Source organism: Sphingobium fuliginis (assembly GCF_015074805.1).
Lineage (GTDB): Bacteria > Pseudomonadota > Alphaproteobacteria > Sphingomonadales > Sphingomonadaceae > Sphingobium > Sphingobium fuliginis.
The window spans coordinates 96,047-107,803 of the sequence record NZ_CP060036.1 but is presented as its reverse complement, the minus strand read 5'-3'; the positions used below and the strand labels follow the sequence as shown (position 1 = coordinate 107,803).

The following is an 11,757-nucleotide window of genomic DNA, read 5'->3' as shown; positions in this document are numbered from 1 at the left end:
TTGCGCACCTCTATGGGCCGGATCGTGCCGCAGGCGAGCGCGGCACGAGCACGGCCGCCTCTCACCTGCGGTTCGGAAACGCCCTCACCAGCCTATCATATTGCTCCTTGCTGATCTCGACCATGGAGCCGTGACGCAGTCCGGCCGGCATCTCATAACGGTTCCATTCCGGCACGCCCGAATTGCCCGAGACCTGGAACCAGGGGCCCGTCAGGCGCGGCGCCTTGGACAGGCCATAGCTCGTTCCCGCATATTGCTCATAGTACATCAGCCAATCCTCGCCGTTCGGTGCGCGGATCACGGTCGGCGCTTCGCGGAAATTGGGGCTGACCGGCGGTCCCGGCGGCGGATAGGGACCAAGCAGGTCCTTGGCGCAGGAGATGCGCACCGTCTTGCCGGTGGTCCAGTTGTAGCTGGGATAGCGCTCATCCTTCACGATCGCGCAATAGGCGCTGCCACCGGCCTCCGGCCGGATAAAGGTGTCGATCGTCGCCATGTCCCAGTCGAACAGGCGGCGCGGCGGCTTCGCGAAGCGCTTGAGATCGGGCGAGAGGACGTAGAGCGTGCGCTGGCTCGCCCAATAACGCTCCGGGTCTTCGGGAACGCCGGGGACGGTGGCGGTGTGCCACGTCAGCAGGAACTGGCCCGACGGCTTGTCGAAGAACAGCTTGGGCGCGCCGATCCGCTGCATGGCGTGCGGCAGGCCGGGGATGTTCGACAGGTCGGGACGATAGGTGCCATAGGGTTTCCAACCGACCAGATCGTCGGAGACCCAGAAGCGGATATAGGGGTCTTCGTCGCTCTTGTTGCCGACCAGATAATAGCGCCCGTCGCCCCCGCGCGCGATCGAGGCGTGGCCGTGATAATCCTCCGACACCGGCCTGCCACCGTTGATCTGCTCCCAGTGCAGCCCGTCCCGGCTGACCGAATAATAGAGCACGCCATAGCGCTCCTTGGTCATGTGGGCGAAGAGATAGGCCTTGTCGGGATCGACATATGGCGTCTCAGGCGCGCCGGGCACGACCTCGGCGCGCACCGGTTTCGACTGGGCTGCGGCGGGAATTTGCATGAATGAAAGCGTGATGGCGGCCGATGCCGCAGCAAGCGCGAAAAGCGATTTGCCCCGAGCCAATTTCCGTCTCCCTTGATTGTCCGGCGGAAGATAGACCTCTCCATCGAAATATTGTCAAGATTGATATTATAAATATGTGTTTTATGAAGAAGCAGATCGGCAGGCCCGATCGCGCGATTCGCGGCCATGCGACCGGCACGTCCGTTGCTGGAAGATTGGGGAGACGAGATGGGACTGGCGACGATCGACATCACCGTGGTCGTGATCTACGCGATCGGCATATTCGGCCTCGCGCAATGGGTCAGCCGCGACAAGGCGGGGGCCGGGCCGAAAAATTCGACCGACTATTTCCTGGCGTCGAAGAACCTGCCCTGGTGGGCCATCGGCGCCTCGCTGATCGCGGCGAACATCTCGGCGGAGCAGATCGTCGGCATGTCCGGTTCGGGCTATGCCATCGGCCTCGCCATCGCTTCCTATGAATGGATGGCGGCGGCGACGCTGCTGATCGTCGGCAAATTCTTCCTGCCGATCTTCCTGCGCAACGAGATCTACACCATGCCGCAATTCCTGGAGCGGCGCTACGGCAACGGCATCCGGACGCTGATGGCGATATTCTGGCTGGTCCTCTACATCTTCGTGAACCTGACCAGCATCATCTGGCTCGGATCGGTCGCGGTGATGAAGGTGGCGGGCGTGAACCAGGACGTGGCGCTGGTCGCGCTCGGCGTCTTCGCCTTGCTCTACCAGCTTCGCGGCGGGCTGAAGGCGGTGGCGCTGACCGACATCGTGCAGGTGACGCTGCTGGTCCTGGGCGGCCTCGTCATCGCCGTGCTGACGCTGGGCGAGATCGGCGGGGGCGCAGGCGTCATCGCCGGTTTCTCGCGCCTGGTCGAACGCGCGCCCGACCATTTCCACATGATCCTCCAGAAAGGCGACCCGCATTATATGGACCTGCCCGGCCTTTCGGTGCTGATCGGCGGCATGTGGATCGCGAACCTCAGCTATTGGGGCTTCAACCAATATATCATCCAGCGCGCGCTGGCGGCGAAGTCGGTGGACGAGGCGCAGCGCGGCATGCTGTTCGCGGCCTTCCTGAAGCTCATCATGCCGATCATCATCGTGCTGCCGGGCATCGCCGCCGTCGTCCTGGCGCCCGACCTCGCCAAGCCGGACGAAGCCTATCCGACGATGATGCGGCTGCTGCCGCCGGGCCTGCTGGGCCTCGTCTTCGCGGCGCTGGTGGCGGCGATCATCGCGTCCACCGCCTCGAAGATCAATTCGATCGCCACCATCTTCACGCTCGACGTCTGGGCGAAGTTCCGCAGGATGGAGGAACCCGGCGAAAGGCGGGAACGCCATCTGGTGCTGGTGGGCCGCATCGCCGCCGCGATCGCGATCCTCATCGCCATCCTCACCGCCCGGCCACTGGTCGGCTCCAGCGAGCAGGCGTTCCAGTTCATCCAGGAATTCACCGGCTTCTTCACGCCGGGCATCACCGTGATCTTCCTGCTCGGCCTGTTCTGGCGGCGCGCCAATGAGCCGGGCGCGATCACGGCGGCGGTGGCATCGGTGGCGCTGTCCTGGGGCTTCAAGCTCTGGGCGCCGGGCGTCCCCTTCCTCGACCGCATGGGCCTGGTCTTCCTCGCGGCGCTGGCGCTGGCGGTCGCCGTCTCCCTCGCGACCCCGGCGCGGCGCGACAAGGACAGCATAGCGACCGGCGACGTGCGCTACGCCACCTCGACCGGGTTCAATGCAGGAGCGATCGCGGTGATTCTGGTGCTTTGCGTCCTCTACGCGGTGTTCTGGTGAGCGGCGCGGCGTTCATCGCGGTCGATTGGGGCACGACCAACCGCCGCGCCTATCTGATCGAGGGTGGCGAGGTCGTCGCCACCGAGCGCGACGATATGGGCATCCTCTCCGTTCCGCCGGGCGGCTTTCCCGCCGCCGTGGCGGGGCTGCGCGAGCGCCATGGCGGGCTGCCGATGCTGCTCGCGGGCATGGTCGGCTCCAACCGGGGATGGCATGATGCGGGCTATGTACCCGTTCCGGCCTCGCTCGCGGACCTTGCGGCGCGCCTCGTCTCGCCCGCAGAAGGCGTCGCCATAGTGCCGGGCGTCTGCCGCGACGGCGACGAGCGGCAGGACGTCATGCGCGGCGAGGAAGTGCAGCTTCTGGGCGCTGTCGCGGCGGGGCTGGCCCCCGGCGACGCGCTGCTGTGCCAGCCGGGCACCCATGCCAAATGGGCGCTCATGAAGGACAGCGCGCTTGCCGACTTCACCACCGCCATGACCGGCGAGATGTTCGCGCTGCTCAAGGGCCATGCGCTGATCGGCAGCGAAATGACCGGCGAGGTCGACGCGGATGCGGATTTCCGCAAGGGCGCCGAAGCCAGCGCCGACCGGGACCTGCTTTCCGCCCTGTTCGGCGTGCGCGCCGCGGCGGTGCTGGGCAGACGCGCGCCCGGCGCGGCGGCCGCCTATGTCAGCGGCCTGCTGATCGGCAGCGACTGCCGGGCACGGATCACGCAGCCGGGGCAGCAGGTCCATCTGCTTGCCGACGGCCTGCTTGCGCGACTTTATTCCGCCGCCATCGCCATCGCCGGGGGACAGGCTGTCGTCGTCGACAGCCATGCCTCCTTCGTCGCCGGCATCACCCGCATCTGGGACATCAAAGCATGATCGATTTTTCCGACGCCTTCTCCCAACTCCCACTGGTCGCCATCCTGCGCGGCATCCGCCCCGATGAGGTGGAGGCCGCCGCCGACGCGCTGGTCGAGGCGGGCTTCCGCCTGATAGAGGTTCCGCTCAATTCGCCCGATCCGCTGCTCAGCATCGAAAGGCTGGCGCGCCGCGTCGGGGATGCCGCCATCGTCGGCGCGGGCACCGTGCTGACCGTCGATCAGGTGGCGCAGGTGCAGGATGCGGGCGGGGCGATGGTGGTTTCGCCCAACACCGACATCGCCGTCATTGCCGAGACCGCCAAGCGCGGCATGGTCTCGCTGCCCGGCTATTTCACGCCCAGCGAAGCCTTTGCGGCGCTGGCGGCGGGCGCGAGCGGGCTCAAGCTGTTCCCGGCGGAGGCGGCGACCCCCGCCGTGGTCAAGGCGCAGCGGGCGGTGCTGCCCAAAGAGGTGCCGCTCTTGGTCGTTGGCGGCATCACGCCGGCCAATATGGAACCCTGGCGTCAGGCAGGCGCGGACGGTTTCGGGCTGGGATCGGCGCTGTACCGCATAGGCGCCACCACGGAAGAGATCGCCGCCAGCGCCCGCGCCTTCGCGCAAGGCTGGGCCGGACTGGAGGACCGCTCATGATCCGCGCCTTCGCTCCCCTTACGCTGGCTCCCCTGGCTCTGGCCGCCCTGCTGGCGCTTGGCGGCTGCGCCACCGCCAGCACGCAGCAGGCCGCCCCGACGCTCGCCAATCCGCTGCTGTCGAGCGGGCCTGATCCGTGGATCGTCCATCATGGCGCGACCTTCTATTTCCTCGGGACCAAGGGCGACCGCATCGCCATCCGCCAGACCGGCGATCTCGCGAAACTGGCCGGCGCGCCCGAACATGTGATCTGGACCCCGCCCGCCAGCGGCCCCAATGCGATCTCGATCTGGGCGCCGGAACTGCACCGGCTCGACGGCAAATGGTATGTCTATTACACCGCCGCGGAGGCCGGGCATGATGACGACGCCCATCGCGGCGTCTTCGTGCTGGAAAATGCCAACGCCGATCCGCTGAAAGGCGAATGGATCGATCGCGGGCGCGTCAACACGCGCATGACCGGGCTGGACGGCACCGTGTTCGAGCATGGCGGCCAGCGCTATTTCGTCTATTCGGCCTATGACGGGCCGGACAGCGTGCTCGCCATCGCACCGATGACCAATGCATGGACGCTCGGCCCCGGCGAAACGGTGATCGCGCGCCCCGACCAGCCGTTCGAGCGTCAGGGCGGGCGGCAGATATTGGAGGGCCCGGAATTTCTGCCCGGCCCCAAGGGCGACCTGTTCCTCACCTATTCGGCCAGCGCCTGCTGGTCGGACGATTATGCGCTCGGCCTGCTTCACGCCAGGCCCGGCAGCGATCCCATGAACCCGGCAAGCTGGACCAAGGCGCCGCGCCCGGTGCTGGCCAAGGCGCCGCAGAACAATGTCTATGCGACCGGCCATAACGGCTTCTTCACGACCGATGGCGGCAGGCAGACATGGATCGTCTATCACGCCAATGACGGGGCGGACCGGAAATGCACCGCCGCCCGCTCCCCCCGCGTGCAGCGCATGGAATGGAGCAGCGACGGGATGCCGATCTTCCCTGTGCCCTCGCGCGCGGGCGAAGCTGTGGCAGCCCCAAAGCCGTGAAGAAGCTGTGGATTCTCCGCCCGGATCAGTTTGCCGGGCGGAGCGCCGAAAGATTCACCGCATCCCCCATGGCGCGCAGACCCGCGTCATTGGGGTGGAGGTGGTCGCCCGGATCATAGTCGGGTCGCAGGTCGGCGGGCGAGGCCGGATCGCGCACCGCCGCGTCGAAATCGACGACATCGTCGAAAATCGCCCCGGTCCGGATCGCGGCGTTCACCGCCTGCCGCGTCCGCTCCTTGGCGGGCGACATATAGCCCGCATGGAGCGCGGGCGTCATGGTCCCGCCGATCACCCTGATGCCCAGCGCATGGGCCCGCGCCACGAACTGGCGATAGCCCTGGACGAGCTGGTCGGGCGCCGTCGCCTCCGGACCGCTGTCCTTGCCCGCGCCGATGTCGTTTATGCCCTCCAGGAAGATTACATGGGTGACGTTGGGCACGCTCGCCACGTCGCGCCAGAAGCGGTCGAGCGCGGATGTCGCCCGGCCCCGGCGCAGCACGCGGTTGCCGCTGATGCCCATGTTGACGACGCCGCAGCGCCGGGCAGAGGGCAGCGCCGCCAGACGCTCGGCCAGACGGCCCGGCCAGCCGCGGGTCTGCGGCGAAAGGCCAAGGAAGCCGTCGGTGATCGAATCCCCGAAGGCGACCACGGTGCAGGGCGCCCGCTTTGCCCGCACCGCCGCGAGCGAGAGATAGGATCGCACCTTGATCGGCGTGAATAGCGGCTCGGCCCCGGCGGGCGCGAACGCCATCTCCAGCCCCAGATTGGTGCGCGCCGGCCGCGTCGGCGTCGTGAAGGTGACGCTGACGATCACGTCCTGCCCGACACGGAACGGCGCGGCCAGCGGATCGCTGACGACCGTATGTCCTTCGGGCAGCGCGATCCCCGACTGGCCTGAGAAAGTGAGCGGACGGAGCGGATGGGCGCCGATCTCCGTGCCGGTGGCGGCCGAAGGTTCGGCAATGCCGACCGCCGCGATCGCCAGCGGCCTGTCCCCCTCCGCATTGCTGAAACTGAGCTGCAAGGCGTCGCCCGCCTGCGTCAGCCTTACCCGGTACCGATAGGTGCCGGGCGGCTGTTCGGGCTCCCGCGCATCGCTGTCGGCCGGAGCATAGCCCCATGCCCCTGCCCACACCGACGCGGCATGGGCGGGAACGGACAGCGCAAGGCCGCAGAGAGCGGCCAATAGCGGGACAGTGCGCATGCAGCTCTCTCCTCGAACCGGCTGACCGGCTTATTTCTTCGCGGGCACCACGCCCTTGGGCGCCTTGGCCAGCGAACGTATCAGGTCGGTTTCGGCCTGGCGATAGGGCGTGCCGTCGTTCCGGAAGACCTCATGGAACCAGATGGTCGGCTCATCCTGCGTATAGGGTTTTTTCCAGCTGTCCCAGGGCAGGCGGGTCTGCGTCCTGCCGTCGACGAAGCCCCAGTTCATCATCGCCACATTCTCGCGCTTGCCGATCGGCAGCGATCCGTCGAAGGTCGAGCCATTGCCCCGCGCCATATATTCGGTGCACAGGATCGGGCGGCCATAGACCTTGAGCTGGTTCACGCGGTCCTGGAATTTCTCCGGCCAGTTATAGTCGTGGAAGGAGATCACGTCCGACTGACCGAGTTGCAGCTTCTCCATCGGCGTCAACGCGCTTTCGGTCTTCCAGTCGTCATGCTGCCACACGCCCGAGGTGAGCGGCTGCGTCGGGTCCACGTCGCGCGCCCAGCCATAGACTTTGGTGAGCAGCGCCAGGACCAGGGGCTGCTTGCCTTCCTGGCCCTTATACTGGTCGGCGCCATTGTCGGGCTCGTTCCACAGATCCCAGCCAAGCACGCGGTCGTCCTTGGCGAAGGCGCCGACGACGCCCTGCACATAGGCCTTCAGGCGCGGTTCCTGCGCGGGGTCGCGCAGCGCGGGCAGGCCGGGGCTCTGGACCCAGCCGGAATTGTGGACGCCGGGGATGGGCGGGCGCTGCGGCCCCAGCACCGGATTGGGGTCCCAGCAACTGTCGAACAGCACGAACAGCGGCTTGATCCTGTGCTTCGCCGCGATCGTCAGAAACTGGTCGATGCGCTTCCTGAAACCCTCGGCATCCTGCTGCCAGAGCTGATCGTGCAGGAACACGCGCATCGTGTTCATGCCGATGCCCTCCGCAAGGCCCAGTTCGTGATCGATGCGCACCGGGTCCCATGTCTCCGCCTGCCACATCTCAAGTTGGTTGATGGCGTTGGCGGGCGCATAGTTGGAACCGACCAGCCAGGGCTGCTTGGCATACCACGCCTTGGCTTCCACAGGCGTCCATTGCGGGCGCGCATCGGCGGGCATGGCGGTCAGCGCGGCGACGGAGGCCAGCAGGCAGGTGGTGAGAGCTTTCACGAACAGTCCCCTCTTATTGTGCGACGAAGAATTTGTAGGTCATGACATTCCGGTAGGTCTTGCCCGGATCGAGGCGGACCGACGGGAATTGCGGCTGGTTCGGGCTATCCGGGAAAAGCTGCGGCTCGAACACCAGCGAGTCGCCCTCGCGGTAGATCTGCCCGCCCTTGCCGACGATCGTGCCGTCCATGAAATTGCCCGAATAAAATTGCAGGCCCGGCTGGTTCGACCAGAGTTCGAAGCCGCGGCCGGACGCCGGTTCGGTGACGCGGGCCATCAGATGCTGGTCTTTGGTGACGGCGTTACCGACCACCCAATTATGGTCATAACCGCGCCCGTAGCGGATCTGTTCGTCCGCGCCTTCGCGCACACGCGCGCCGACCGGGGTAGGCTGGCGGAAATCGAACACGGTGCCCGCGACGCTGCGGTGCTGGCCAAGCGGAATGGAGGCCGCGTCGGTGGGCGTGAAGCGATCCGCCGGGATGGTCAGCACATGATCCATCGCCGTGCGGCCCGGCCCTGCGAGGTTCCAATAGGCATGGTTGGAAATGTTGACCACGGTCGGCCTGTCGGTCGTCGCGGTATAGCTGATCGTCAGATTGCCCTGCTCATCCAGCGTGTAGGTCGCGTCGGTGGTCAGCGTGCCGGGATAGCCCTGATCGCCGTCGGGGCTGACATAGCGCATGGTGACGCTGGCCACTCCACCGGATTTCCGGCCCTGCTTCACCTCGCGGATGGTCCAGACGACCTTGTCGAAACCCTTGGTGCCGCCATGCAGCGAATTGGGACCGTTGTTGACCGGCACCGCATAGGCCTTGCCGTCGAGGCTGAATCGGCCCTTGGCGATGCGGTTGGCGACCCGGCCCACCGTCGCGCCGAAGAACTGGCCGTCCTTCGCATAGCCTTCCAGGCTGTCATAGCCGACCGCGATGTCCACGGCCTTGCCGTCGCGGCCCGGCATCATCACCGACTGGATCGACGCGCCCAGCGTCATCACGCGCACCGACATGCCCTTGGCGTTGGTGAGCGTCACCGCCTCTACCGCCGTGCCGTCCGGCATTCGGCCGAAGGTCTCGCGCCGGGCCTCGGCCGCCAAAGCGGAAGTCGACACCGCGCCCAGCAGGGCGACGGCGGTCATGGTCCTCAGCATCGTCTCTCCTCTCGAAACTTCAGTCTTGATACAGGAATGGGGCCAGCCCGCGGCAACCCGGATCGATCTCGAACAGCGCGCCGCCCTGCGCTTCCTCGACGCCATCGGCGGCGCTCGTGACATAGATCCGGTCGAGGTCCGGGCCGCCGAACACGCAATTGCTGATCTGGCTCGCGGGCAGCGCGATGCGGCGGACCGGCGTGCCGTCCGGCGCGAAACGGGTGACACAGGAAGCGCCCCAGCACGCGACCCAGAGATACCCCTCGGCATCGAAGGTCATCCCGTCCGGCGCGCCCCAGCCCGCCTCGAAGCTGATGAACGGTTCGCGCCTGCCAAGCAGGCCATCCTCCAGCGGATAGCGGAAGATCACGCCCATCGCGCTGTCGGTGTGCAGCAGGAAGCGCCCCTCGGGATCGATCGCAGGACCGTTGGGAATCGTATAGGGCGCGGCGTCAGCGGGAGTGAACGAATCCTTCGCGAAACGATGGAACGCCCCTGTCGGCACGTCGCAGGAAAAAGGCATGGTGCCCAGCCAGAGGCGGCCCTGCGCATCGGCGGCGGCGTCGTTGACGCGGTTGGCCTCCGGCGCGCCGGGGATCGTCGCCAGCGTCTCGCAGGAAAAGGGATCGAGCGACACGCTGGCGACCGAACGGCCGATCCCGGCCACGAAGCCGCCGCTGGCCCGCCCGATGATCCAGCCGACGACGTCCGGCGCTTCCCAGCTCTCGACCTGCCCGGTGGCGGGCGTCAGGCGGTTGATCCGCTTGCCCAATATATCGGTCCACAGCAGCGCGCCGTCGCGGACCGACCAGAACAGCCCCTCGCCCAGAATATCCACGCGGTCGCGGGCGATGACGCGCACGTGATCCATCAGTGGCTGTCTCTCGGCAATCCGCGCGTCTGGGCGATGCGCTGATATTTTTCGGAACCTTCCAGGATCGCGCCGGTCGCGAACTGGCCCACCAGGCTGCGCTGGATTTCCTGCCAGGGCGTCTGCGATTCGGGCGTGACGGCGCGTTCGATCTCCGCAAGCTCCTCCCGCCGGCGGGCGATCTCCGCATCATCGACCAGCATGTCCGCGCTGCGGTTCTTGAGGTCGATGCGCACCCGGTCCCCCGTGCGCAGCAGCGCGAGGCCCCCGCCCACCGCCGCCTCCGGCGAGGCGTTGAGGATGGAGGGGCTGCCCGACGTGCCGGACTGCCGCCCGTCGCCGATGCAGGGCAAGGCGTGGATTCCGGCGCGGATCAACGCTGTGGGCGGACGCATGTTCACCACTTCGGCGCCGCCCGGATAGCCGACCGGCCCAGCCCCGCGAATGACGAGGATGCAATTTTCGTCAATGCCAAGGTCCGGATCGTCGATGCGCCGGTGATAATCCTCCGGCCCGTCGAACACGACCACCCGACCCTCGAACCTGTCGGGATGCTCGGGATCGGAGAGATAGCGGCTACGGAACTCCTCGGAGATCACCGACAGCTTCATCACGGCGCCCTCGAACAGATTGCCGCTGAGTACGGTGAGCCCGGCCGCCTGCTTCAGCGGACGCCCGAACGGCCGGATCACATCCTCGTCATGGATTTTCGCGCCCGCCAGATTCTCCGCGACGGTGCGGCCATTGGCGGTCAGAGCATCGCCGTCGATCAGGCCCGCCTTGAACAATTCGCCCATCACGGCGGGCACGCCGCCCGCGCGGTAATAATCCTCGCCCAGATATTCGCCGGCGGGCTGGAGATTGACCAGCAGCGGCACGTCCGCCCCCTGCGCCTCCCAATCCTCCAGCGTCAGTTCGACGCCGACATGGCGGGCGATGGCGTTGAGGTGGATCGGCGCGTTGGTCGACCCGCCAATGGCCGAATTCACCCGGATCGCATTGAGGAAAGCCGGGCGGGTGAGGATGTCGGAGGGCTTGCGGTCGGCCTTCACCATCTCGACGATGGCGCGTCCCGTCTCCCAGGCGCATTCCTGCCGGTCGCGATAGGGCGCGGGGATCGCCGCCGATCCGGGCAGCGACATGCCCAGCGCTTCGGCCAGCGAGTTCATCGTCGTCGCCGTGCCCATCGTGTTGCAATAACCGGTCGATGGCGAACCCGATGCGACCAGCTTCAGGAAGCCCTGATAGTCCAGCTCCCCCTTCGCCAGCATCTCGCGCGCTTTCCAGATGATGGTGCCCGCGCCGGTGCGCTTCCCCTCATGCCAGCCGTTGAGCATCGGACCGACCGACAGCGCGATCGCGGGAATGTTCACCGTCGCCGCCGCCATCAGCGCGGAGGGCGTGGTCTTGTCGCAGCCAATGGTCAGCACCACGCCGTCCAGCGGATAGCCGTAGAGCAGCTCGACCAGGCTGATATAGGCCAGGTTGCGGTCAAGGCCCGCCGTCGGCCGCTTGCCGGTTTCCTGCAACGGATGGCTGGGAAATTCGATCGGAATGCCGCCCGCGTCCCGGATGCCCGCCTTGATCCGTTCCGCAAGGACCAGATGATGGCGGTTGCACGGCACCAGATCGCTGCCCGACTGGGCGATGCCGATGATTGGTCGGCCCGACTGCATCTCCTCGATCGAAAGGCCGTAGTTCAGATAGCGCTCCAGATAGAGCGCCGTCATGTCAGGATGGCTGGGATCATCGAACCATGCGCGTGAGCGCAGCTTCAGGGCCGGTTCGATCTTGCCCTCATCAGCAGAAGAAATGTTCGCCTCCCATCCATTTTACCCGATTCGGCCGCTCGCCACGCAAAGCAGCATCTCTCGGGAATGTTAAGGATGCCGCTACCATCGGCTTTTCATACAGGCAACCTATTTATCCTACAAATATGTCTTGTCCGATCA

General features: G+C 66.5%; 10 protein-coding genes. 4 read left to right on the top strand and 6 right to left on the bottom strand.

The genetic code is table 11. From position 1 onward, the window contains the following. Positions 1 to 61: 61 nt before the first annotated feature. Complete coding sequence (locus tag H5V43_RS16845; protein WP_052816733.1) at positions 62 to 1,069, bottom strand: family 43 glycosylhydrolase; 1,008 nt, start codon at positions 1,067 to 1,069, stop codon at positions 62 to 64. Positions 1,070 to 1,300: 231 nt separating this feature from the next. Here H5V43_RS16845 and H5V43_RS16840 point away from each other — a divergent pair, with 231 nt between their 5' ends. The 4 genes from H5V43_RS16840 to H5V43_RS16825 are packed head-to-tail and all read left to right on the top strand — an operon-like array spanning position 1,301 to position 5,416. After that, positions 1,301 to 2,881, top strand: coding sequence for a sodium:solute symporter family transporter (locus H5V43_RS16840; protein ID WP_025550083.1), 1,581 nt, complete (start codon positions 1,301 to 1,303; stop codon positions 2,879 to 2,881). After that, on the top strand, positions 2,878 to 3,750 hold the full coding sequence (locus H5V43_RS16835; protein ID WP_025550082.1) for a 2-dehydro-3-deoxygalactonokinase: 873 nt from the start codon (positions 2,878 to 2,880) through the stop codon (positions 3,748 to 3,750). The genes H5V43_RS16840 and H5V43_RS16835 overlap by 4 nt, the downstream gene beginning before the upstream one ends. Beyond that, positions 3,747 to 4,382: a 2-dehydro-3-deoxy-6-phosphogalactonate aldolase gene (locus H5V43_RS16830; RefSeq protein WP_025550081.1), complete on the top strand. Its 636-nt coding sequence runs from the start codon at positions 3,747 to 3,749 to the stop codon at positions 4,380 to 4,382. Before H5V43_RS16835 ends, H5V43_RS16830 begins: the two co-directional genes overlap by 4 nt. Next, a complete protein-coding gene (locus H5V43_RS16825) occupies positions 4,379 to 5,416 on the top strand; it encodes a glycoside hydrolase family 43 protein (RefSeq protein ID WP_025550080.1) in 1,038 nt (345 codons plus the stop codon). The genes H5V43_RS16830 and H5V43_RS16825 overlap by 4 nt, the downstream gene beginning before the upstream one ends. 25 nt (positions 5,417 to 5,441) lie before the next feature. Here H5V43_RS16825 and H5V43_RS16820 read toward each other — a convergent pair whose 3' ends face one another. The 5 genes from H5V43_RS16820 to H5V43_RS16800 are packed head-to-tail and all read right to left on the bottom strand — an operon-like array spanning position 5,442 to position 11,535. After that, entirely contained in the window at positions 5,442 to 6,620 is a 1,179-nt protein-coding gene (locus H5V43_RS16820) for an SGNH/GDSL hydrolase family protein (RefSeq protein ID WP_025550079.1), read from the bottom strand. A gap of 30 nt (positions 6,621 to 6,650) precedes the next feature. Continuing rightward, entirely contained in the window at positions 6,651 to 7,784 is a 1,134-nt protein-coding gene (locus tag H5V43_RS16815) for a cellulase family glycosylhydrolase (RefSeq protein WP_025550078.1), read from the bottom strand. Positions 7,785 to 7,797: 13 nt separating this feature from the next. Next, positions 7,798 to 8,934 carry an aldose epimerase family protein gene (locus H5V43_RS16810; protein WP_025550077.1) on the bottom strand — a complete coding sequence of 379 codons (1,137 nt, stop codon included), beginning with the start codon at positions 8,932 to 8,934 and terminating at the stop codon, positions 7,798 to 7,800. A 19-nt stretch (positions 8,935 to 8,953) separates the two neighbouring features. After that, on the bottom strand, positions 8,954 to 9,805 hold the full coding sequence (locus tag H5V43_RS16805) for an SMP-30/gluconolactonase/LRE family protein (protein ID WP_025550076.1): 852 nt from the start codon (positions 9,803 to 9,805) through the stop codon (positions 8,954 to 8,956). Beyond that, complete coding sequence (locus tag H5V43_RS16800; protein ID WP_244309862.1) at positions 9,805 to 11,535, bottom strand: IlvD/Edd family dehydratase; 1,731 nt, start codon at positions 11,533 to 11,535, stop codon at positions 9,805 to 9,807. Before H5V43_RS16800 ends, H5V43_RS16805 begins: the two co-directional genes overlap by 1 nt. Positions 11,536 to 11,757: the final 222 nt, after the last annotated feature.

Coding starts and splice junctions, on each gene's coding strand:
- H5V43_RS16845 (WP_052816733.1), bottom strand. CDS start 1,069: ATGCAAATTCCCGCCGCAGCCCAGTCGAAACCGGTGCGCGCCGAGGTC.
- H5V43_RS16840 (WP_025550083.1), top strand. CDS start 1,301: ATGGGACTGGCGACGATCGACATCACCGTGGTCGTGATCTACGCGATC.
- H5V43_RS16830 (WP_025550081.1), top strand. CDS start 3,747: ATGATCGATTTTTCCGACGCCTTCTCCCAACTCCCACTGGTCGCCATC.
- H5V43_RS16825 (WP_025550080.1), top strand. CDS start 4,379: ATGATCCGCGCCTTCGCTCCCCTTACGCTGGCTCCCCTGGCTCTGGCC.
- H5V43_RS16820 (WP_025550079.1), bottom strand. CDS start 6,620: ATGCGCACTGTCCCGCTATTGGCCGCTCTCTGCGGCCTTGCGCTGTCC.
- H5V43_RS16810 (WP_025550077.1), bottom strand. CDS start 8,934: ATGCTGAGGACCATGACCGCCGTCGCCCTGCTGGGCGCGGTGTCGACT.
- H5V43_RS16805 (WP_025550076.1), bottom strand. CDS start 9,805: ATGGATCACGTGCGCGTCATCGCCCGCGACCGCGTGGATATTCTGGGC.
- H5V43_RS16800 (WP_244309862.1), bottom strand. CDS start 11,535: ATGACGGCGCTCTATCTGGAGCGCTATCTGAACTACGGCCTTTCGATC.